This window comes from Paenibacillus sp. 05T425, from assembly GCF_056396205.1.
In genome coordinates this window covers 1-19,163 of the sequence record NZ_JBFTLA010000018.1, presented here as the reverse complement: position 1 = coordinate 19,163, position 19,163 = coordinate 1, and the positions used below count along the sequence as shown (strand labels likewise).

32 protein-coding genes are annotated in these 19,163 nt (G+C 48.0%); 30 read left to right on the top strand and 2 right to left on the bottom strand.

Annotated features, from left to right (window positions below):
* Window positions 1-3: 3 nt before the first annotated feature.
* The 27 genes from rpsQ to AC1DF0_RS28315 all read left to right on the top strand — a co-directional run bounded on the left by rpsQ (window position 4) and on the right by AC1DF0_RS28315 (window position 15,166).
* Window positions 4-267: a 30S ribosomal protein S17 gene (gene rpsQ / locus AC1DF0_RS28445; RefSeq protein ID WP_337103248.1), complete on the top strand. Its 264-nt coding sequence runs from the start codon at window positions 4-6 to the stop codon at window positions 265-267.
* A 47-nt stretch (window positions 268-314) separates the two neighbouring features.
* A complete protein-coding gene (gene rplN / locus AC1DF0_RS28440; RefSeq protein WP_053373907.1) occupies window positions 315-683 on the top strand; it encodes a 50S ribosomal protein L14 in 369 nt (122 codons plus the stop codon).
* A 50-nt stretch (window positions 684-733) separates the two neighbouring features.
* A complete protein-coding gene (rplX, locus tag AC1DF0_RS28435; protein WP_307208495.1) occupies window positions 734-1,087 on the top strand; it encodes a 50S ribosomal protein L24 in 354 nt (117 codons plus the stop codon).
* A 30-nt stretch (window positions 1,088-1,117) separates the two neighbouring features.
* On the top strand, window positions 1,118-1,660 hold the full coding sequence (gene rplE, locus AC1DF0_RS28430) for a 50S ribosomal protein L5 (protein WP_307208496.1): 543 nt from the start codon (window positions 1,118-1,120) through the stop codon (window positions 1,658-1,660).
* A gap of 26 nt (window positions 1,661-1,686) precedes the next feature.
* Entirely contained in the window at window positions 1,687-1,872 is a 186-nt protein-coding gene (locus AC1DF0_RS28425) for a type Z 30S ribosomal protein S14 (protein ID WP_219874746.1), read from the top strand.
* A 30-nt stretch (window positions 1,873-1,902) separates the two neighbouring features.
* On the top strand, window positions 1,903-2,301 hold the full coding sequence (rpsH, locus tag AC1DF0_RS28420) for a 30S ribosomal protein S8 (protein WP_307208498.1): 399 nt from the start codon (window positions 1,903-1,905) through the stop codon (window positions 2,299-2,301).
* A gap of 31 nt (window positions 2,302-2,332) precedes the next feature.
* Window positions 2,333-2,875 carry a 50S ribosomal protein L6 gene (rplF, locus tag AC1DF0_RS28415; RefSeq protein ID WP_337103249.1) on the top strand — a complete coding sequence of 181 codons (543 nt, stop codon included), beginning with the start codon at window positions 2,333-2,335 and terminating at the stop codon, window positions 2,873-2,875.
* A gap of 60 nt (window positions 2,876-2,935) precedes the next feature.
* On the top strand, window positions 2,936-3,304 hold the full coding sequence (gene rplR, locus AC1DF0_RS28410) for a 50S ribosomal protein L18 (RefSeq protein WP_337103250.1): 369 nt from the start codon (window positions 2,936-2,938) through the stop codon (window positions 3,302-3,304).
* A gap of 30 nt (window positions 3,305-3,334) precedes the next feature.
* Window positions 3,335-3,832 (top strand): 30S ribosomal protein S5, encoded by a 498-nt coding sequence (gene rpsE / locus AC1DF0_RS28405; protein WP_337103251.1) that lies wholly within the window; start codon window positions 3,335-3,337, stop codon window positions 3,830-3,832.
* Between the two features lie 13 nt (window positions 3,833-3,845).
* Window positions 3,846-4,025, top strand: coding sequence for a 50S ribosomal protein L30 (gene rpmD, locus AC1DF0_RS28400; RefSeq protein ID WP_337103252.1), 180 nt, complete (start codon window positions 3,846-3,848; stop codon window positions 4,023-4,025).
* Between the two features lie 38 nt (window positions 4,026-4,063).
* Window positions 4,064-4,504: a 50S ribosomal protein L15 gene (gene rplO / locus AC1DF0_RS28395; protein WP_307208504.1), complete on the top strand. Its 441-nt coding sequence runs from the start codon at window positions 4,064-4,066 to the stop codon at window positions 4,502-4,504.
* Complete coding sequence (gene secY, locus AC1DF0_RS28390) at window positions 4,505-5,806, top strand: preprotein translocase subunit SecY (protein ID WP_442050292.1); 1,302 nt, start codon at window positions 4,505-4,507, stop codon at window positions 5,804-5,806.
* Between the two features lie 92 nt (window positions 5,807-5,898).
* Window positions 5,899-6,549 (top strand): adenylate kinase, encoded by a 651-nt coding sequence (locus AC1DF0_RS28385; protein ID WP_307208506.1) that lies wholly within the window; start codon window positions 5,899-5,901, stop codon window positions 6,547-6,549.
* On the top strand, window positions 6,549-7,307 hold the full coding sequence (gene map / locus AC1DF0_RS28380; protein WP_442050293.1) for a type I methionyl aminopeptidase: 759 nt from the start codon (window positions 6,549-6,551) through the stop codon (window positions 7,305-7,307). The genes AC1DF0_RS28385 and map overlap by 1 nt, the downstream gene beginning before the upstream one ends.
* Before the next feature lie 3 nt (window positions 7,308-7,310).
* Window positions 7,311-7,598 (top strand): hypothetical protein, encoded by a 288-nt coding sequence (locus AC1DF0_RS28375; protein WP_477576751.1) that lies wholly within the window; start codon window positions 7,311-7,313, stop codon window positions 7,596-7,598.
* A 2-nt stretch (window positions 7,599-7,600) separates the two neighbouring features.
* Window positions 7,601-7,816 carry a translation initiation factor IF-1 gene (infA, locus tag AC1DF0_RS28370; RefSeq protein WP_015847200.1) on the top strand — a complete coding sequence of 72 codons (216 nt, stop codon included), beginning with the start codon at window positions 7,601-7,603 and terminating at the stop codon, window positions 7,814-7,816.
* A 42-nt stretch (window positions 7,817-7,858) separates the two neighbouring features.
* Window positions 7,859-7,972, top strand: a complete 114-nt coding sequence (rpmJ, locus tag AC1DF0_RS28365; RefSeq protein WP_003333770.1) for a 50S ribosomal protein L36 — start codon at window positions 7,859-7,861, stop codon at window positions 7,970-7,972.
* Between the two features lie 19 nt (window positions 7,973-7,991).
* A complete protein-coding gene (gene rpsM / locus AC1DF0_RS28360; RefSeq protein WP_337103256.1) occupies window positions 7,992-8,360 on the top strand; it encodes a 30S ribosomal protein S13 in 369 nt (122 codons plus the stop codon).
* A 19-nt stretch (window positions 8,361-8,379) separates the two neighbouring features.
* The gene (gene rpsK, locus AC1DF0_RS28355) at window positions 8,380-8,775 is read left to right on the top strand and encodes a 30S ribosomal protein S11 (RefSeq protein ID WP_090986296.1); all 396 of its coding nucleotides are present in this window, start codon (window positions 8,380-8,382) and stop codon (window positions 8,773-8,775) included.
* A 125-nt stretch (window positions 8,776-8,900) separates the two neighbouring features.
* Window positions 8,901-9,845, top strand: a complete 945-nt coding sequence (locus AC1DF0_RS28350) for a DNA-directed RNA polymerase subunit alpha (protein ID WP_442050295.1) — start codon at window positions 8,901-8,903, stop codon at window positions 9,843-9,845.
* Window positions 9,846-9,890: 45 nt separating this feature from the next.
* Complete coding sequence (rplQ, locus tag AC1DF0_RS28345; protein ID WP_224726618.1) at window positions 9,891-10,256, top strand: 50S ribosomal protein L17; 366 nt, start codon at window positions 9,891-9,893, stop codon at window positions 10,254-10,256.
* 163 nt (window positions 10,257-10,419) lie between these two features.
* Entirely contained in the window at window positions 10,420-11,172 is a 753-nt protein-coding gene (gene truA / locus AC1DF0_RS28340; protein WP_442050296.1) for a tRNA pseudouridine(38-40) synthase TruA, read from the top strand.
* A 183-nt stretch (window positions 11,173-11,355) separates the two neighbouring features.
* Window positions 11,356-11,793, top strand: a complete 438-nt coding sequence (rplM, locus tag AC1DF0_RS28335; protein ID WP_442050297.1) for a 50S ribosomal protein L13 — start codon at window positions 11,356-11,358, stop codon at window positions 11,791-11,793.
* A gap of 20 nt (window positions 11,794-11,813) precedes the next feature.
* Window positions 11,814-12,206, top strand: a complete 393-nt coding sequence (rpsI, locus tag AC1DF0_RS28330) for a 30S ribosomal protein S9 (RefSeq protein ID WP_028609625.1) — start codon at window positions 11,814-11,816, stop codon at window positions 12,204-12,206.
* Between the two features lie 153 nt (window positions 12,207-12,359).
* A complete protein-coding gene (locus tag AC1DF0_RS28325; protein WP_477576746.1) occupies window positions 12,360-13,055 on the top strand; it encodes a phosphoadenylyl-sulfate reductase in 696 nt (231 codons plus the stop codon).
* A gap of 133 nt (window positions 13,056-13,188) precedes the next feature.
* Entirely contained in the window at window positions 13,189-13,956 is a 768-nt protein-coding gene (gene cwlD / locus AC1DF0_RS28320) for an N-acetylmuramoyl-L-alanine amidase CwlD (protein WP_442050299.1), read from the top strand.
* 124 nt (window positions 13,957-14,080) lie between these two features.
* A complete protein-coding gene (locus AC1DF0_RS28315) occupies window positions 14,081-15,166 on the top strand; it encodes an Mrp/NBP35 family ATP-binding protein (RefSeq protein ID WP_477576744.1) in 1,086 nt (361 codons plus the stop codon).
* A 77-nt stretch (window positions 15,167-15,243) separates the two neighbouring features.
* On the opposite strand, the gene gerD is transcribed toward AC1DF0_RS28315, so the two are convergent.
* Window positions 15,244-15,936 (bottom strand): spore germination lipoprotein GerD, encoded by a 693-nt coding sequence (gene gerD, locus AC1DF0_RS28310; protein ID WP_442050301.1) that lies wholly within the window; start codon window positions 15,934-15,936, stop codon window positions 15,244-15,246.
* 271 nt (window positions 15,937-16,207) lie between these two features.
* On the opposite strand from gerD, the gene AC1DF0_RS28305 reads away from it, so the two are divergent.
* Window positions 16,208-16,831 carry a KinB-signaling pathway activation protein gene (locus AC1DF0_RS28305; RefSeq protein WP_477576741.1) on the top strand — a complete coding sequence of 208 codons (624 nt, stop codon included), beginning with the start codon at window positions 16,208-16,210 and terminating at the stop codon, window positions 16,829-16,831.
* A 62-nt stretch (window positions 16,832-16,893) separates the two neighbouring features.
* Here AC1DF0_RS28305 and pdaB read toward each other — a convergent pair whose 3' ends face one another.
* Window positions 16,894-17,706 (bottom strand): polysaccharide deacetylase family sporulation protein PdaB, encoded by an 813-nt coding sequence (gene pdaB / locus AC1DF0_RS28300; RefSeq protein ID WP_475824645.1) that lies wholly within the window; start codon window positions 17,704-17,706, stop codon window positions 16,894-16,896.
* A gap of 114 nt (window positions 17,707-17,820) precedes the next feature.
* Here pdaB and AC1DF0_RS28295 point away from each other — a divergent pair, with 114 nt between their 5' ends.
* On the top strand, window positions 17,821-18,447 hold the full coding sequence (locus tag AC1DF0_RS28295; RefSeq protein ID WP_477576738.1) for a stage II sporulation protein M: 627 nt from the start codon (window positions 17,821-17,823) through the stop codon (window positions 18,445-18,447).
* Window positions 18,448-18,575: 128 nt separating this feature from the next.
* Window positions 18,576-18,797, top strand: a complete 222-nt coding sequence (locus tag AC1DF0_RS28290) for a hypothetical protein (protein WP_307208526.1) — start codon at window positions 18,576-18,578, stop codon at window positions 18,795-18,797.
* Window positions 18,798-19,163: the final 366 nt, after the last annotated feature.

Below are 19,163 nucleotides of genomic sequence, written 5' to 3'. Positions count from 1 at the left end.
AACATGAGCGAACGCAATGCCCGCAAAGTGCTAATTGGCAAAGTCGTAAGCGACAAAATGGATAAAACAATTGTTGTTGCTATTGAGACTTACAAAAAACACGAATTGTACCATAAACGTATTAAGGTTACGAAAAAGTTCAAAGCGCACGATGAAAACAACCAAGCGAAAATTGGCGATATCGTGAAAATCATGGAGACTCGTCCGCTTTCCAAAGACAAGCGCTTCAGACTTGTAGAAGTTGTAGAAGTAGCGGTTGTTATTTAACGAGCGATAGCAGTACCTGAGCATTTTTCCGAAAGGAGGACGTTGAAATGATTCAACCATTTTCGCGCTTAGCAGTTGCTGACAACTCCGGCGCTAAAGAATTGATGTGTATCCGTGTACTAGGCGGTACAGGACGCCGCGTTGGTCACATTGGCGACTTGATCGTTTGCTCCGTCAAACAAGCAACACCAGGCGGCGTTGTCAAAAAGGGTGACGTTGTAAAAGCCGTTATCGTTCGCACGAAGCGTTCGGTTCGTCGTAAAGACGGTTCCTACATCGCATTCGATGAGAATGCGGCAGTAATCGTTAAAGAAGATAAGAGCCCGCGCGGCACACGTATCTTCGGACCTGTTGCTCGTGAGCTTCGCGATAAAGATTTCATGAAGATCGTATCGCTGGCACCAGAAGTAATCTAATCAAAACCCTATATAAGCTTGAAAGCACAAGCGTGCAGGAGGTGTAACTCATGCCAAGGTTGAAAAAAATTCTTGAATCGCATAACAATAAATTGCACGTCAAAAAAGACGATACAGTTATCGTTATTACCGGTAAAGACAAAGGTAAAAAGGGCCGTGTAATCGCTGCGTACCCGCGTGAAAATCGCGTACTTGTAGAGGGCGTTAACATGGTGAAAAAGCATACTCGTCCATCGCAAGCAAACCCGCAGGGCGGTATCATTGAACAAGAAGCGCCAGTACACGTATCGAACGTTATGCACATCGATCCGAAGAGCGGTAAAGTAACACGTATCGGATATAAAGTGCTCGACAACGGTAAGAAAGTACGAATCGCTAAACGTTCCGGAGAAGTAATCGACTAATCGTTACAGTAGGAAAGGAGGTCCATGAAAATGGCAGCAAGAATGAAAGATCGTTTTCTCAATGACATCACACCTGCTCTTATGCAGAAGTTCAACTATACGTCTGTAATGCAAGTGCCGAAAATTGAGAAGGTTGTTATCAACATGGGGGTAGGCGAAGCGGTTTCCAATTCGAAAATCCTTGATGTAGCTGTTGAAGAACTACGCATCATTTCCGGTCAAAAACCAGTCGTAACTCGCGCGAAGAAGTCGATTGCCGGCTTCAAACTTCGTGAGAACATGCCAATCGGGGTTAAAGTGACATTGCGCGGCGAGCGCATGTACCACTTCCTTGACAAGCTGTTCAATATTTCGCTTCCACGCGTACGTGACTTCCGTGGTGTTTCGAATAAAGCATTTGATGGTCGTGGAAACTACACGCTTGGCTTGAAAGAGCAGCTGATTTTCCCAGAGATCGAATACGATAAAGTCGATAAAGTTCGTGGTATGGACATCGTCATCGTCACTACGGCAAAAACGGACGAAGAATCTCGTGAATTGCTGACCCAATTGGGCATGCCGTTCACGAAGTAATCCACTTTTAGGAGGTGTAATACCCAGTGGCAAAAACTTCGATGAAAGTGAAGCAACAACGCACACCGAAATTCCAAGTGCGTGCTTATACGCGCTGTGAGCGTTGCGGCCGTCCGCATTCTGTTTTGCAAAAGTTTAAAATTTGCCGGATTTGTTTCCGCGAGTTAGCACATAAGGGCCAGATTCCTGGCGTTAAAAAAGCAAGCTGGTAAAATGCCTAGTTCGGGAAGGAGGTTAACACAATGGTTATGTCTGATCCGGTTGCAGATATGTTGACACGTATTCGTAACGCGAATGTCGTTCGTCATGAGACCGTGGAAATGCCCGCTTCGAAAATGAAGAAGCAAATTGCTGAAATTTTGAAGCGTGAGGGTTTCATCCGCGATGCTGAATATATCGAAGACAACAAACAAGGTATGATCCGTATTTTCCTGAAATACGGCCCTAACCAAGAGCGCGTAATTACAGGCCTGAAACGTATTTCGAAACCTGGCCTTCGCGTTTACACACAATCAACTGAAATCCCACGCGTTTTGGGCGGTCTTGGAATTGCTATTATTTCCACGTCCAAAGGGGTTATGACTGATAAAGAAGCTCGCCAAGTTAAATCCGGCGGCGAAGTAGTCTGCTACGTTTGGTAAGTAACAAGTCACAAAGACAGGAGGTGTAACAATGTCCCGTATTGGTCGTAAACCAATTCAAGTGCCTAACGGCGTTACTATTAACTTGGATAACACAGTTATTACTGTAAAAGGACCGAAAGGATCGCTTTCCCGTGAAGTTCACAAAGATATGAAAGTGAACGTATCGGAGACTGAAATCCTGATCGAACGTCCTTCCGACAATAAATTGCATCGTTCTTTGCACGGAACGACTCGCAGTATCATCGCTAACATGGTGAGCGGCGTTACTGAAGGCTTCTCGAGAAATCTGGAGCTGGTAGGTGTAGGTTACCGTGCGAACAAAGCTGGCGATAAGATCGTTCTTAACGTTGGTTACTCTCACCCGGTGGAGATTACACCAGAGGCTGGTATTGAGTTTGACGTTCCTGCGAACACGAAAATCACTGTTCGCGGTATCGACAAAGAGCGCGTAGGCGCTGTTGCTGCTCAAATCCGCTCCGTTCGTGAACCAGAGCCGTATAAAGGCAAAGGTATCAAGTACGAAGGTGAACGCATCATCCGCAAAGAAGGTAAAGCTGGTAAGAAGAAATAAGCAAACGGCTCGTTTGCTTAAGATAGCGTCCTAAGGCAATGAGAAAGGAGTGAACCTTGCATGATTACGAAAGGCGATAAAAACAAGGCTCGTCTGAAAAGACACCTGCGTGTTCGCAAAAAAATCAACGGTACAGCTGCACGTCCACGTCTGTCTGTATTCCGTTCCTCCAAGCATATGTATGCACAATTGATCGATGACGTTGCAGGTGTAACGATCGCATCCGCGTCCACAATGGACAAAGAGTTGACAGAAGCTGTCGGCAATGGCGGTAACATCGAAGCAGCTACGAAAGTAGGCCAATTGATTGCACAACGCGCTCAAGCGAAAGGGGTAACCCAAATCGTATTCGACCGCGGCGGTTACTTGTATCACGGCAGAATTTCAGCACTTGCGACAGCAGCTCGCGAAGCTGGTCTGGAATTCTAATCGACTTTACTTATAAGGAGGTTAAATGACTTGCGTGTAGATCCGAATACGTTAGAACTGACTGAAAAAGTTGTTAATATCAATCGCGTAGCGAAAGTTGTAAAAGGCGGACGCCGTTTCAGCTTTAGTGCGCTTGTAGTAGTCGGCGACGGCAAAGGCTGGGTTGGCGCAGGGATCGGTAAAGCAGGCGAAGTACCTGATGCGATTCGCAAAGGTATCGAAGATGCTAAGAAAAACCTGATCCATGTACCACTCGTTGGAACAACGATCCCTCACCTTGTCCTCGGACATTTCGGCGCTGGAGAAGTTCTTCTGAAGCCGGCTTCCGAAGGTACTGGCGTTATCGCTGGCGGCCCTGTACGTGCAGTACTTGAGCTTGCTGGTGTAGGCGACATTTTGACGAAATCGCTCGGTTCTTCGAACTCCATGAACATGGTAAACGCGACGCTAGAAGGTCTTTCCCGTTTGAAACGTGCGGAAGAAGTTGCGAAGCTTCGTGGTAAAACTGTCGAAGAGCTGTTAGGTTAAGGAGGGAAATACGATGGCAAAATTGCAAATCACCCTCGTTCGCAGTTTGATCGGCCGCAACGAGAAACAACGTGCTACTGTTGAAGCGCTTGGCCTTCGCAAAATTCGCCAAGCTGTTGTTTTGAACGATAGTGAAGCTATCCGCGGCATGGTTAACGCTGTTAGCCACTTGGTTAAAGTTGAAGAAGTATAAGATAGCTTTCTAGAAATCAATAAGGAGGTGCACGAACGATGAAATTGCATGAGCTAGCACCAGCACCGGGTTCGACTCAAGCGCCTAAGCGCAAAGGCCGCGGTATCGGTTCCGGAAACGGTAAAACAGCCGGTAAAGGTCATAAAGGTCAAAACGCTCGTTCCGGCGGCGGCGTTCGTCCTGGTTTCGAGGGTGGACAAAACCCGTTGTATCGTCGAGTGCCGAAGCGTGGATTCAACAACCGTTTCCGTACCGAGTATGCGATTGTTAACATTGAAGAACTAAACAGCTTTGCAGCAGGTACAGAAGTCACTCCAGAAGTTCTTCTTGAGCAAGGGATTGTCAAAAATCCGCTTGCAGGAATCAAAATTTTGGGTAACGGTGAAATTAGCGTTTCGCTGACTGTAAAAGCAAGCAAGTTCTCTCAATCTGCGGTAGAGAAAATCCAGGCTGCCGGCGGTAAAACCGAGGTGATCTAATTGTTCAAGACCGTGTCCAACATTTGGAAAGTGGCGGATCTTCGTACAAGGATCCTGTTCACTCTCATGATTCTTCTTGTATACCGCATCGGGGCATTCATTCCGGTGCCTGACGTCGACAAGAGCGTGTTCGATCAAGTCAATGAAGCCGGAACGGATTTGTTCGGCTTGCTTAACACGTTTTCCGGCGGTGCTTTGTTCCAATTCTCTATCTTCGCAATCGGCATTACACCGTACATTACGGCATCGATCATCGTACAACTATTGTCGATGGACGTAATTCCTAAGTTTGCGGAGTGGGCTAAGGAAGGCGAGAACGGTAAACGTAAACTTGCTCAGATCACTCGTTACGGTACGGTTGTGCTCGGTCTTGTTCAAGGCTTTGCAACAGCAATCGGCTTTAACCGTCAGTATGGTCAACAAATGATTCCGAACGCTACCTTCGTTGACTACTTAGTCATCGCTATCATCTTGACTGCAGGTACTGCTTTCTTGATGTGGCTTGGCGAGCAGATCACGGAGAAGGGCATCGGGAACGGTATTTCCATCCTGATCTTCGCTGCTATCGCAGCAGGTATCCCTGGTCATATCCGTACGATCTACCAAGATCAATTCATCGGTGTACAAGACCAATTGTTCTTGAACATCATTAAGGTAATTCTGATCGTCGTTGCGATTATCGCAATCATTGTCGGTGTTATCTTCGTTCAGCAAGGTATTCGCAAAATTCCGGTTCAATACGCTAAACGCGTCGTTGGACGGAAAATGTACGGTGGACAATCGACACATATCCCGATGAAAGTGAATGGCGCTGGCGTTATTCCTGTCATCTTCGCGGTATCGCTGATTATGTTCCCAATTACGATTGCTGGGTTCTGGGCCGACAAAGGTTGGGCGCAATGGATTATGGATAATATGTACTATGACAAGCCGCTTGGCATGGTATTGTACGTATTGCTCATCATCGGATTTACTTTCTTCTATACATTCGTACAAATCAATCCTGTGCAAATGGCGGATCAAATGAAGAAGAACGGCGGCTACATCCCGGGCATTCGCCCAGGCAAGCCAACTTCCTCTTACTTGACTCGTGTAATGTCACGGATTACACTGACGGGTGCAATCTTCCTGGCGGTTATCTCCTTATTGCCGGTCGTGTTCGGTAAGATTGCTGGATTGCCAACGTCCGTTCAGCTTGGCGGTACCTCGCTTCTAATCGTTATCGGGGTTGCGCTAGACACGATGAAGCAAATCGAGAGCCAGTTGATCAAACGCCATTACAAAGGGTTTATCAATAAATAACAATAGGTTCTGACCGGGCTTTGCGCGATCGACAACGATATTGTGCGGGAAGCCCGCCCGAGCCTATTGTGCTTAAAGCGAGGAACTCGGCAATGAACATTTTATTCATGGGCCCTCCGGGGGCAGGCAAAGGAACGCAAGCTGAACGTATTGTAGAAGAATTCAGCGTACCGCATATTTCCACAGGCGATGCATTCCGTCTTGCTATGAAGCAAGGAACTGCTATCGGTCTTAAAGCGAAAGAGTATATCGATCAAGGTTTGCTCGTTCCTGATGAGATCACAAATGGAATCGTGAAAGAGCGTCTTGCTCTTGATGATTGCAAAAACGGTTTTCTGCTCGACGGTTTCCCTCGCACGCTCCAACAAGCCGAAGCGCTTGACGGAATGCTTGCTGAGCTTAACCGCGGCATCGACCATGTTGTTAACTTGAAGGTTGATCGCGGACTGCTGCTTGCCCGTCTTACTGGCAGACGCATCTGCAAATCTTGCGGTTCGACTTACCACGTGATGTTCAACCCGCCAAAGGTTGAAGGCATCTGTGACAAGGACGGCGGAGAGTTGTATCAACGTTCAGATGATACAGAGGAAAAGGTAGGCACGCGCCTGGATGAGTATACATCCAAGACAGCCCCTCTACTCGATTACTACAGCACTAAAGGTCTCCTGCGCGAAGTCGACGGCGAGAAGGACATCGAAGTCGTAACATCCGAAATCGTATCCTGCTTGCGAGGTTCATTGTAATGATTATATGCAAATCCGAATCGGAGCTGCGCTATATGAGGGAAGCAGGACGCATCGTTGCGGAAACGCATCGGCTAATGGCTTCAGCGGTTAAGCCGGGCATCACCACTGGTGAGCTTGACGAGATCGCCGAGAAGTTCATTAAAAGTCAAGGTGCGATACCTTCTTTCAAAGGTTACAATGGTTTTCCTTCCAGCGTTTGCGCTTCTGTGAATGACGAGCTTGTACACGGCTTCCCTGGGTCACGCAAGTTGAACGAGGGCGATATTGTCAGTATTGATATCGGAGCGCAGTACGAAGGCTATCATGGCGATTCGGCTTGGACCTACGCGGTTGGAGCTGTATCCGATGAAGTTCAAAGGCTGCTAGATGTAACGGAAGCATCGCTTTATGCGGGGCTTGCGCTCATCAAACCAGATGTTCGTTTATACACGATATCGCATGCCATTCAAAAGGTAATTGAGAATGCTGGATTCTCCGTTGTGCGTGAATACGTAGGGCACGGAATCGGCGCGGACCTTCATGAAGAGCCGCAAATACCGAACTATGGTATACCGGACCGCGGACCACGGCTCAAGCCCGGAATGGTACTTGCAATCGAGCCAATGGTTAATATCGGTGAACGATATGTCCATACGCTCGAAGACAATTGGACGGTCGTAACAGATGACGGTTCATGGTGCGCTCACTTTGAGCACACGGTAGCCGTAACAGAGGACGGCTTTGAAATATTGACCATTTTGCCGCAGCAGTCATAGTCTATGGCCATGGATGTGCGTCCCCAGATTGGTCAGTTCGTCAAAGTGCTTCGCGGTAAAGACGAGGCAAGCTTGGCAGTCATCGTAGCGATTATCGACGACAGGTTCGTCATGATAGCCGACGGCGACAAGCGAAAGTTCGATCTGCCGAAGAAAAAAAACGTTCTGCATCTTGAACTACAGCCTGAAATAAGCCAAGAGGTAACAAGCAGCATGCTTGAAGCCGGCAGGGTAACCAACGCCAAGTTACGTTATGTGATTCAGAAGTTTATGCAAGCGAAAGGAGAATGACGGTGGCTAAGGAAGACGTCATTGAGGTCGAAGGCACGGTAATTGAGCCGTTGCCAAATGCGATGTTCAAGGTGGAGCTGGAGAACGGTCATCAGATTCTCGCACACGTTTCCGGAAAGCTCAGAATGCACTTTATTCGCATCCTGACAGGAGACAAAGTGGTTATACAGTTATCGCCTTATGATTTATCAAGAGGGCGCATCACCTATCGTAAGTAGGCTTAATAAGCCTGCTGACGAAAGATTCGGGAGGTAATCACAATGAAGGTTAGACCTTCGGTAAAGCCGATCTGCGAAAAATGCAAAGTCATTCGTCGCAAAGGCAACGTTATGGTGATTTGTGAAAATCCGAAACACAAACAAAAACAAGGATAGAAGGAGGAATATATAGCCTATGGCACGTATAGCTGGTGTAGACTTGCCGCGTGACAAACGCGTCGAAATCGCCTTGACGTACATCTTCGGTATTGGCAAGAAGACTTCACAAACTTTGTTGACTGCTGCTGATGTTAACTATGACACTCGCGTTCGCGATCTGACTGAAGACGAATTGGCTCGTTTGCGTGAAGCAATCGACAAATCCGTTAAAGTAGAAGGCGACTTGCGTCGTGAAATTTCGCTTAACATTAAACGCCTGACTGAAATCGGCTGCTACCGTGGTCTTCGTCACCGTCGCGGTTTGCCTGTTCGTGGTCAACGTACAAAAACAAACGCTCGTACTCGCAAAGGTCCTCGTCGGACTGTAGCTAACAAGAAGAAATAAGAAGGGAGGATAATGGACAATGGCTAAACCAAAAAAAGTCGTACGTACCAAACGTCGCGACCGGAAAAATATTGACACTGGCGTTGCGCACATCCGCTCGACGTTCAACAATACGATCGTCACGATTACGGATCCGCACGGTAATGCAATCTCCTGGGCAAGCTCCGGTAACCTTGGTTTCAAGGGCTCCCGTAAGAGCACGCCGTTCGCAGCTCAAATGGCTGCTGAATCCGCTGCGAAAGCTGCAATGGAGCATGGCATGAAAACTGTCGAAGTGATGGTTAAAGGTCCAGGCGCAGGCCGCGAAGCAGCGATTCGTTCGCTTCAAGCTGCAGGATTGGAAGTTAACCTCATTAAAGACGTTACCCCAGTTCCGCATAACGGATGCCGTCCTCCGAAACGTCGTCGCGTATAGTTGGATCAACGGTGGTATCAAATAACAACAACTTGTGAATAATGGTTGTGAAGGTTTGGCATACTACGAGATTTGACTTAAAATAACGTAAGTAACGGAGCGACGTTTGAAGGAGGGTACTATTAGTGATTGAGATCGAAAAGCCGAAAATCGAAACCGTTGACCTGAATGACGAGGGAACTTACGGACGGTTCGTCGTTGAGCCGCTGGAACGCGGATACGGAACGACGTTAGGAAATTCGCTTCGCCGAATTTTGTTGTCGTCGTTGCCCGGAGCAGCAGTAACCTCGGTTCAGATCGACGGAGTGCTTCACGAGTTCTCCACGGTTCCCGGAGTGATTGAGGATGTTACCGAAATCATTCTGAACCTGAAGGGCCTCTCGTTAAAAATCCACTCCGATGAAGAAAAGGTGTTGGAAATCGACGCGGAAGGCGAAGGGAACATTACGGCGGGCGACATTCGAGCTGACAGTGATGTCGAGATTTTAAGCCCTGATCTTCACATCGCAACCTTGGCCTCCGGCGCGCGGCTCCATATGCGGATTTTTGCCAATCGGGGACGCGGCTACGTGCAAGCGGACCGCAACAAGAAGGACGATCAACCGATTGGAGTTATTCCAGTCGATTCGATCTACACGCCAATTACACGTGTCAACTACAGCGTTGAAAATACTCGCGTCGGTCAAGTCACTAACTATGACAAACTTACGCTAGAAGTATGGACGGACGGAAGTATTCGTCCGGAAGAGGCAGTAAGCCTCGGCGCGAAGATTTTGACCGAGCATTTGGACTTGTTCGTTGGATTAACCGATGAAGCCAAAGACGCGGAGATTATGGTCGAGAAGGAAGAAGACAAGAAAGAGAAAGTTCTGGAGATGACAATCGAGGAACTGGATCTTTCCGTACGTTCTTACAACTGCTTGAAACGCGCAGGAATCAATACCGTTCAAGAGCTGATTACGAAATCCGAAGAGGACATGATGAAGGTTCGTAACTTGGGCCGCAAATCCCTCGAGGAAGTTCAAGAGAAGCTTGAAGAGCTGGGCCTTGGCCTGCGTATGGAAGAGTAGAGACCAACTTAGTGTAGACAACAGAGCAAGGGAGGGGAAAACAAGATGGCATATCAAAAACTAGGACGTGACGCTAGTGCACGGAAAGCATTGTTCCGTGACCTCGTTACTGATTTGTTCCTTTATGAGCGTATCCAAACGACTGAAGCTAAAGCGAAAGAAGTTCGTTCTATCGCTGAGAAGCTGATCACTAAAGCGAAGCAAGGTGATCTTCATGCTCGTCGTCAAGTAGCAGCTTATGTTCGTCGCGAATCCGTTAACGGTGAGCAAGACGCAATCCAAAAGCTGTTCTCCGAACTGGCCACCCGTTACTCGGAACGTGCGGGCGGATACACGCGTATCCTTAAGCTAGGACCTCGTCGCGGCGATGCTGCGCCTATGGTTTACCTAGAACTGGTTGACCGCGCGTAATTGACCGGACCTACCGCAAGAGCTGCAATCGTCCTTCTTGAAGGACGATGCCGCATTTGCGTAGTATATAAGCCTTGAGGCGTATATACAGAGAAAGGGTGGACCCTTGCGGCCACCTTTTTTTATTGGGGAATGTGATCGCAGTGGCTAGGAGGTGTCAGCGATGAGGAATATTTGCGTGAAAGTAAGCTATGATGGAGCCGGGTTCAACGGATTTCAGACGCAGCCTTATGGCCGAACGGTTCAGGGGGAAATAGAGAAGGCGATCAAGCTTTTGACCGGCGAGACGATTATAATAATCGGTTCGGGACGCACCGATGCTGGCGTGCATGCGCAAGGTCAGGTATTCAACTTCTACACGGAGTCGACTATACCGACAGAACGGTGGGCTATTGCGCTCAATACGCGCTTGCCGAAGGATATCGTCATTATAGAAGCCATTGATGTGCCGGAACATTTTCATGCCAGGCGTTCAGCCAAACGCAAGACGTACCGCTACACGATCGACACCGGGAAGTTTCCCGATGTATTCGGGCGGCAGTACCGCTTCCATCATCCGGCTCCTCTGAACGTGGAGGCGATGCGAGAGGGACTCATGCACCTAGTCGGGAAGCATGATTTCACCTCCTTTACGTCGATCCACTCTACTAAACCGCATCATGTGCGTACGGTATATGAAGCTGACTTTGTGCAGGAGGGACCTATCGTTCATATGTACATTACCGGCAACGGTTTTTTGTACAATATGGTGCGGGTTATTATGGGAACCTTATTGTGGGTAGGCCAAGGAAAGCTTGTTCCGGACGACATGAAACGGATCCTGGAAGGCTGCAATCGTTCACTTGCAGGACCAACGGCAATGGCCCACGGTCTTATGCTTCTGGACGTTGAATATTCCAGCGAAACGCCATTATAATTAACTATAAATCACTTGCTTATACCTAGTCTTTATAGTAGAATATAACTTGTGCTTTCGAAGTGGCTATCCCACAGCCCCGACTGAGAAAGTTACAAACTTGGCGATCTACAATGAATATCAAACCAACGGAAACGTTGTTATAAAAAACGATTAATGTATGAGAATTAAGGAGGATCATCCATGCGTACCACCTATATGGCTAAGCCAAATGAAGTTGAGCGTAAATGGTTCGTCATCGATGCGGAAGGCAAAACGCTTGGTCGTTTGGCTAGTGAAGCTGCAGCGCTTATCCGCGGCAAGCACAAACCGCAATTTACGCCACATGTTGATACAGGAGATTTCGTCGTTGTAATTAACGCAGAGAAGATCGTATTGACAGGCAAGAAAATGTCGGACAAAATGTACTACCGTCACTCGATGTACCCAGGCGGTCTGAAAGCTACACCGGCACAAGAAATGATCAAAAACAAGCCAGAACGCGTTATCGAATTCGCAGTTCACGGCATGTTGCCTAAGAACCGTCTTGGCGACAAGATGAAGCTTAAACTTAAAGTATACGCAGGTGCGGAACATCCACATCAAGCACAAAACCCTGAAGTTTACGAACTTCGCGGGTAATAAAGAGGAGGACAAGTTTCATGGCTCAAGTGCAATACTATGGAACCGGTCGTCGTAAACACTCTGTTGCACGTGTACGTCTTGTGCCGGGTGAAGGACGAATCATTGTTAATAAACGCGATTTGAATGAATATTTCGGTTTGGAAACACTCAAGCTGATCGTAAAACAACCGCTTAACCTAACTGATACGCTTTCGAAATATGACGTATTGGTTATCGCTAACGGCGGTGGCATGTCCGGTCAAGCTGGCGCTATCCGTCACGGCATTTCCCGCGCTTTGCTCAAAGCTGACCCTGAATTCCGTCCAGCTTTGAAACGCGCAGGCTTCCTGACTCGTGATCCGCGTATGAAAGAACGTAAAAAATACGGTCTTAAAGCGGCACGTCGCGCTCCACAATTCTCGAAACGTTAATATGTTCACGACGATACCTTCTCTGTACTCCAGGGAAGGTATTTTTGTTTTTAACGTATATTGGTTCAAACAATGGATTGAACAATGACTACGAAAGATTTATAATTTTTATACAGACCAATTTACTAGGTATTAAAATCGGAGGGCAACGCTATGAATCTTTTTGAGAAAGAAGCGCTTATCGCGAAACAAGCTGTTGAGCTTGAGAATGCGACGCCAGAGGAAATCATCGCTTTTGCGGTTAAGACATTCCCTAATATTACTTTCGCCTGCAGCTTTGGTGCGGAAGATGTTGTTTTGGTAGATATGCTTCAAAAAGTTAGTCCTAAGACCGATATTTTCTATCTGGATACGGATTATCATTTCAAAGAAACCTATGAGACGCGCGACCGCATGGTGGAGCGTTACCCTGGTATTCCGTTCGTAGAAGTGAAACCAGAGCTTACGCCTGAAGAGCAAGCGGCGGAGTTCGGCGAAGAGCTGTGGAAATCGGACGCGAACGCTTGCTGCAACATTCGTAAAGTTAAGCCGCTTACGAAGATCCTTGCTAAATACGAAGCTTGGATTACTGGTATTCGCCGTGATCAAGCACCTACTCGCGCGAATTCGAAGAAAATCGAATACGATACAAAATTCGGTTTGGTGAAATTTAACCCCATCGCCGGTTGGACAAGTGAAGATGTATGGAACTACATTCGCGAGAATGACGTCATCTATAACCCGCTGCATGACCAGAACTACCCAAGTATCGGCTGCGAGCAATGCACGCGCAAAGTTATGCCGGGCGAAGATCCACGCGCAGGACGCTGGTCGGGACAAGAGAAAACGGAATGCGGTTTGCACAAATGATTTAAACCTCCAATCGAATTCATTCGAGAGGAGCGACTATGAAGACAAGACTCACATAATACACCATCTCGTCCCATATAAATGATAGTGTGCTGTTGCCGCATTATTATATGAAGGACGGGGTGGTTTTTTTATGCGCCGATTAGGTCGGCATTTCGTCGTATGGATTAATTATAGGGGAGCGATACGAATCGCCATTGGCTTACTCGTCATCGCCTTAACAGCCGTACTGCTCGGACAAGGAATGCCAGCAGCCCGAACGTGGTCGTATTGGACGATGCCGTTGTCGGGCAAGACTATTGCCATTGACGCCGGACACGGAGGCGTGGATGGGGGAGCGATGAGCAAGGAGGGTGTTATCGAGAAGGACTTGAACCTTGCGATAGCTCTTTATTTGCGCGATTATTTGCAGCAGGCAGGTGCTGTTGTCTTAATGACGCGCGAAGGGGATTATGATCTCGCCACAGGAGACTCACGCGCCTACAGCAAGCGCAAGACCGAAGATCTGAAGAAACGTGTTGCGCTCATCAAAGAGAATCATCCAGCTGCCGTCATCAGCATCCATATGAACAGTATCCCATCGGATAAGTGGTCGGGTGCACAGACGTTTTTCCACCCGGACAAACATCCGGACAACCGATCGCTTGCGACGCTCATCCAGGATGAGATTAAGCGCAATCTTGAGAACACAAGCCGGATGCCAGCGTCCAAAAAAGACGTTTATGTGCTGAAGGAACTCGCGGACATGCCGACTGCGCTCGTAGAGGTTGGTTTTCTATCCAATCCAGGTGAAGCGGCGCGTCTGGCGGATACGGAATACCAGCGGCAGGTTGCCGCATCGATCTATCAGGGCATACTAAGGTATAGCTCGGGCGAGAAGGTTGCCGATGTGCAGGAATAACGCGTGCAACTGGCTAAAGAGTCATATTTCGCTAGTTGGCTGATGGACATACTGTGCTATAATTAAGTGATTAAATCTAAGATCATTTATCGAAATGTGATTACATAAAGGTGGGACATAACCGATGTTAACGCGTGAACAAGTGATTGATCTTGTCGGTTCGGTGACGAGTACGTATAGCGCGGATGGAATTACAATCCGCGACGTTATGGTAAAGGACCGTCAAGTATCATTGACGGTCCTTGGGGCTGGCGCGGACATACAGCCCGCGCTGGAAGCCTCGCTTCGCGAGGCGCTGGCGCGGGAGGGCGTCGAAACCGTGCGTTGCCGGTTTCGAAGCGAGCCCGCGCCTGACGCTGGCAGCAGCAAGGCAGAGCCTGCTGCGAAGCCAGCGTCAGCTGGGGCGGCGCCGGTGCAGGGACACGGCACCGGCCTCGCCAGCGCGTTGCTGGATCCTGCCAGCAACGTGAAGTTCATCGCCGTCGCCAGCGGCAAGGGCGGCGTCGGCAAGTCGACGGTGACCGTCAATCTGGCGGTCGCCCTAGCCCGCAGGGGCAAGCGCGTCGGCATTATCGACGCCGACATCTACGGCTTCAGCGTGCCCGATATGATGGGCATCGAGGAACGCCCGAACGTTGTGAACGAGCGCGTCATTCCGATCGAGAAGTTCGGCGTCAAAGTGATGTCGATGGGCTTCTTCGTTGAGGACAATAGCCCGATCGTATGGCGCGGACCGATGCTCGGCAAGATGCTGCGCAACTTCTTCCAGGAAATCGAGTGGGGGGAGCTCGACTATTTGCTGCTCGACTTGCCGCCAGGCACGGGCGACGTCGCGCTTGACGTCCATCAGATCATCCCGCAAAGCAAAGAAATTATCGTTACGACGCCTCATGCGACAGCTGCATTCGTAGCGGCGCGGGCAGGGGCAATGGCGATTAAGACCGAACATGAGATTATCGGCATTGTTGAGAACATGTCGTATTACGTCTCAACCTCCACAGGGGAGAAGGAATACGTGTTCGGTCGCGGCGGTGGCGCACGTTTGGCCGAATCGCTTAACGCGGACTTGCTCGCGCAAATTCCGCTCGGCGCTCCGGACAACCATATATCCGAACCGGATTTCGCACCGTCGGTTTACAAAGCCGATTCGGAGACAGGCGGACTGTACTTGGAACTGGCCGATAGCGTGCTTAATAAGCTTGAAGGGTAAGAGCCGGATAATAGCCAACACATAAAAGAAGCCAGAACAGCAATTTCGCTGCTCTGGCTTCTTTTTTATAACCGCTGCTACATACCGGAATCGTCGCCGCCCGAATCGTCGGATGATTGATCATCTCCCGAAGACTGATCTTCTTTCGAGGCGTCTTCCTCTGACTTTTTCTTCTCAACCTTCTCTTCAGGGTTAGGCTTAAGCTCTTCCTGCACCGCTTTCTTCATAAGGTCAAGCACTTCAAGCCGGAAAAGCGGATTTTGCATCGATTCCTGCATGAGCGACATGACTTCTTTGCGGTATTGCGTGCTTTGAAGCACCTCGAGAATCATTTTGTCCATTTCCGGTGTTTTGAGCACTTTAACAAGATCGGCTTGATACGTCGGATCCTTAATCAATTCCTTATGAATGTCCTTGTTCTGCTTGTTGACGGCTTTGGCGAATTCACCCGCGAACCTTGTATCCACCATCAGCTTCTTAATGACTTTGTCGTAGTCAGGGGAGATGAGCACGTCTTTTACAGCGAGGCGCACTTCCTCTTGATCCTGAACGGATAGAAGCTTCGACGTATTGCCGTTATAGCCGGACATCTGCTGCGAAGATTCTTGAAGCGCCTTTTGGGCATCCTCGGTCTTCAAAATGTCGATGACCATTGACTTCATATCCTTATAACTCACCTGTTGGTTTCCGCCTGACGGTTCTGAGCCGCAGCTAGTCAATACCATCGCCAAAGCAGGGATAACCAACAATAAAGCCCATCGATTGCGCATATGGCCTTGCTCCCTTCTATGTCAGCACTTGTGTAATCTTCGCAAGAAGCAGGGGGTGTTCTGAAATTGTTTATTGAGCAGATTGATGACCTTATTATGCGCAATGTTCACCGTATTATCATGAGTGACAGTTAGCTTTTTGCCCCGAACGTGGTAAAATAAAGGGTGTTTGCATAAGGCTTGTTTATTGACCTTACGAATGATTACAATCCGGCTGATGCATAGCTGAATATGCGTTGGCGTTGAACCCATTTTACAGGAGGAATTGGAATTGAATTTACGCAAATGGTTCTTTTTATTTTGGAGCTGCATGGCAGTCGGTGCGCTTGCTTGCGTTGTTAGCGGCTCGATCATGTCATGGACGGATCAGGACTTCGGCTTTATGGGTCTCGAAGCAACGGGCTTCAACGCTTTGATGATGGCTATTGTCGGCTTGATGATCGGTGCGTTCAGCCAGATGGGCTTCTTCGCATATTTGACACTGAATTACATCGCGCTGAGCGTATTCCGCAAGAAATATTTGTGGAATGCCTTGCAAGGCTATACGACTGCATTCGCAGCGTTCGGACTAGGATACGTCTTATTCGAGCAGCGGACGAACAATTGGTTTTTCTGGGTGTTGCCGCTAATCCTGCTCGTCCTGTCGATTGCCGTCTCTTGGTACAAAGCAAAGCAGACGAACAAAACCGCATTTGTACCGACAATGTTCCTTATGTTCGTCATTACGTTTATTGAAGCTTGGCCCGCGCTGCAAGGAGAGACGAACGTATMTGCTATCGTCTTTATGATGATTCCGTTATTCGTCTGCAATGCGTACCAAATTATGATGATGCATCGTTTGGTCAGCAATAAAGCGGCCGACCCCGCAGCAAGCACTGCGAAGCCGGTCGTCTAATACAACGAGCGGCTCCGATTGCGAGCCGCTCATTGTTTATCCTATTCAATTATTGATGATACTTACGGCTGTTCATCGGCACTCCATTGCGTGTAAGCGGCGATCGATGCTGATTTCTCCTGTACAGGCTTGCCTTCGATATCCGTCTGGGAGATCAGCTCCGATACGTTAACGAAATCATAGCCGTTGCCGCGCAATTGATCAATAATAGCTGGGAGAGCTTCCGCGGTTTGCTTGGCGGAGTCGCTTGCATGCAGTAAAATAATATCGCCGGGATGTGTTCTGCTCACGACCCGATTCACAATCTTGTCCGTTCCGGGGCTCATCCAGTCAAGCGAATCCGTATCCCATTGAATCACTTTGTAGTTGAGCTCCTCAGCGATACGAAGGACGCGTTTGTCGAAGTCTCCATTAGGGAGTCGGATCAGGCTAGGCTGTTTGCCTGTTACATCGGTTAAGATCGTATGTGCGGTCGTAATTTGTTTGCGGATCTCTTCATCGCTGAATTTGCTGTAATTATCATGCTTATGGCCATGGCTTCCAATCTCATAGCCGGCATCAATAATTTTTTTCACAATCTCAGGATGGGACTGACTCCATGGCGAAGACAGGAAGAACGTAGCTTGCTTGACGTTTTTTTCTTTCAACACATTAAGAATCGGTTCTGTCTTTTTTTCGCCCCAGCTAATGTCGAACGTAAGAGCGACGATCTTCTTCTCCGTTGGTATGCTGTAGATGGCTGCCGGCTGCTGCGGAGCGAAGACGGTAATATTGTCGCGTTCCGCATAGATGATGCCGATAGAGAAGGCGACAGCAATAGCAATTAAGAAGTACCTTTTCAATTTCTGACCGTTGAGCACATAAAAAACATTCATAACCATGCTCTCCTCTCTAATTTGCGCTTGTAGTACAATCTATGCTCGTACACCCAGTTTATTCATGCTTGTTCGATTACACCGAAAGTTCAACTGATTAGGGAGGTTTTATTCATGTTTAAAAAGAAGTCGATCATGGATCATCTGAAGCAGATGAATCCGTATATTGCTTTTGGGTTTGTATTGTTTTTTGCCGGCATGGTCATTGGAGGGACGAATCCCGTCTTTCATGCGTTTCTGAATAATCAACTAGCTGGACTAAGCGGCTTAGCCGACGTTGCCGAGAATTCGGACAATCCGACATTGACGCTTTCCATCATCATCTTCCTTAATAACGCGATTAAAGCTGTATTCGTCATGTATTTGGGTGCCTTCTTCGGTATTATCCCTTTATTGTTTATCGTGGTGAATGGGATGCTGATCGGATATCTATTGCAAAATATCGCTGCCCAAGAGGGAGCAGGTTATATGGCATCGGTTGTCCTTAAAGGCATTTTGCCGCACGGTATTATTGAGATTCCAGCTATCATTATCGCTTGCGCCTATGGCATGAAGTTCGGAACGCTTGGTTTGCGTGGCTTTGGGAGCCTATTGTTCAGCAGATCGAAGCTTCCGGCGATCGGCAAAGAGTATGAGATCTTCGTTTCACGTACCGTGCCAATGATCGTAATTCTTCCTATTGCAATGCTTGTGGCTTCCATTATCGAAAGTACACTTTCAGTTTGGTTGTTGTCGTTGTAATATTATTTCCAATATTTGAGCATAACAGTAAAGCAGTGTCCTAAGCATTATCGACGGCACTGCTTTTCTGTCACATGGGGGACGGTCCAATTGCGCTTTGTATTTGATAAAGGAGGCCGCTTACGGTTATGCTCGGAATACTGTTCAACGATAAAGAATGCAAAGAACTCGATTACGTATTGCGCAAAGAATTGGACGAAATGCTGTTGGACCTGAATGATTCGAGATTGGATGGAGATATTAAGCAAGCGATCGCGCGGAGATACAAAATCATCTTCCGTATGTATGCACGCATTGCATCTCCCAAAGAGTTATCGCGCTATGCGCTTAATGCCCGCACTTACCGGTAAAAGGCATACATACAGTGAAACGGCTGGCGTCTAACGGAGGCGATCAGCCTGCACTGGATCAGTTGTTATACAGCTGCCTGAGTAGGCGTAATAATGGCATTAATAATGTTTTTTAAAAAAAATGAAAAAAGGGGTTGCAATAAAATGGGCCCCTGTGATATATTATAAAAGTCGCCGCTGAGACAAAGCGCCGACACGCAAGAAACGAAAGACAAATGATTGTTCTTTGAAAACTGAACAACGAGCGAAACTGCCAGTTAAGAAGCTTCGGCTTCTGACTAAAGCAATAAAAAAGTTTTTGAGCAAGTCAAACACCTTTATGGAGAGTTTGATCCTGGCTCAGGACGAACGCTGGCGGCGTGCCTA

Coding starts and splice junctions, on each gene's coding strand:
- map (WP_442050293.1), top strand. CDS start 6,549: ATGATTATATGCAAATCCGAATCGGAGCTGCGCTATATGAGGGAAGCA.
- AC1DF0_RS28325 (WP_477576746.1), top strand. CDS start 12,360: ATGAATCTTTTTGAGAAAGAAGCGCTTATCGCGAAACAAGCTGTTGAG.
- cwlD (WP_442050299.1), top strand. CDS start 13,189: ATGCGCCGATTAGGTCGGCATTTCGTCGTATGGATTAATTATAGGGGA.
- AC1DF0_RS28290 (WP_307208526.1), top strand. CDS start 18,576: ATGCTCGGAATACTGTTCAACGATAAAGAATGCAAAGAACTCGATTAC.
- rpsQ (WP_337103248.1), top strand. CDS start 4: ATGAGCGAACGCAATGCCCGCAAAGTGCTAATTGGCAAAGTCGTAAGC.
- pdaB (WP_475824645.1), bottom strand. CDS start 17,706: ATGAATGTTTTTTATGTGCTCAACGGTCAGAAATTGAAAAGGTACTTC.
- truA (WP_442050296.1), top strand. CDS start 10,420: ATGAGGAATATTTGCGTGAAAGTAAGCTATGATGGAGCCGGGTTCAAC.
- AC1DF0_RS28375 (WP_477576751.1), top strand. CDS start 7,311: ATGGCCATGGATGTGCGTCCCCAGATTGGTCAGTTCGTCAAAGTGCTT.
- AC1DF0_RS28295 (WP_477576738.1), top strand. CDS start 17,821: ATGTTTAAAAAGAAGTCGATCATGGATCATCTGAAGCAGATGAATCCG.
- rplR (WP_337103250.1), top strand. CDS start 2,936: ATGATTACGAAAGGCGATAAAAACAAGGCTCGTCTGAAAAGACACCTG.
- rpsK (WP_090986296.1), top strand. CDS start 8,380: ATGGCTAAACCAAAAAAAGTCGTACGTACCAAACGTCGCGACCGGAAA.
- rpmJ (WP_003333770.1), top strand. CDS start 7,859: ATGAAGGTTAGACCTTCGGTAAAGCCGATCTGCGAAAAATGCAAAGTC.
- rplX (WP_307208495.1), top strand. CDS start 734: ATGCCAAGGTTGAAAAAAATTCTTGAATCGCATAACAATAAATTGCAC.
- rpsI (WP_028609625.1), top strand. CDS start 11,814: ATGGCTCAAGTGCAATACTATGGAACCGGTCGTCGTAAACACTCTGTT.
- AC1DF0_RS28315 (WP_477576744.1), top strand. CDS start 14,081: ATGTTAACGCGTGAACAAGTGATTGATCTTGTCGGTTCGGTGACGAGT.
- rpsH (WP_307208498.1), top strand. CDS start 1,903: ATGGTTATGTCTGATCCGGTTGCAGATATGTTGACACGTATTCGTAAC.
- gerD (WP_442050301.1), bottom strand. CDS start 15,936: ATGCGCAATCGATGGGCTTTATTGTTGGTTATCCCTGCTTTGGCGATG.
- rpsM (WP_337103256.1), top strand. CDS start 7,992: ATGGCACGTATAGCTGGTGTAGACTTGCCGCGTGACAAACGCGTCGAA.
- rplN (WP_053373907.1), top strand. CDS start 315: ATGATTCAACCATTTTCGCGCTTAGCAGTTGCTGACAACTCCGGCGCT.
- AC1DF0_RS28385 (WP_307208506.1), top strand. CDS start 5,899: ATGAACATTTTATTCATGGGCCCTCCGGGGGCAGGCAAAGGAACGCAA.
- rplO (WP_307208504.1), top strand. CDS start 4,064: ATGAAATTGCATGAGCTAGCACCAGCACCGGGTTCGACTCAAGCGCCT.
- rplQ (WP_224726618.1), top strand. CDS start 9,891: ATGGCATATCAAAAACTAGGACGTGACGCTAGTGCACGGAAAGCATTG.
- rplE (WP_307208496.1), top strand. CDS start 1,118: ATGGCAGCAAGAATGAAAGATCGTTTTCTCAATGACATCACACCTGCT.
- rplF (WP_337103249.1), top strand. CDS start 2,333: ATGTCCCGTATTGGTCGTAAACCAATTCAAGTGCCTAACGGCGTTACT.
- rplM (WP_442050297.1), top strand. CDS start 11,356: ATGCGTACCACCTATATGGCTAAGCCAAATGAAGTTGAGCGTAAATGG.
- rpmD (WP_337103252.1), top strand. CDS start 3,846: ATGGCAAAATTGCAAATCACCCTCGTTCGCAGTTTGATCGGCCGCAAC.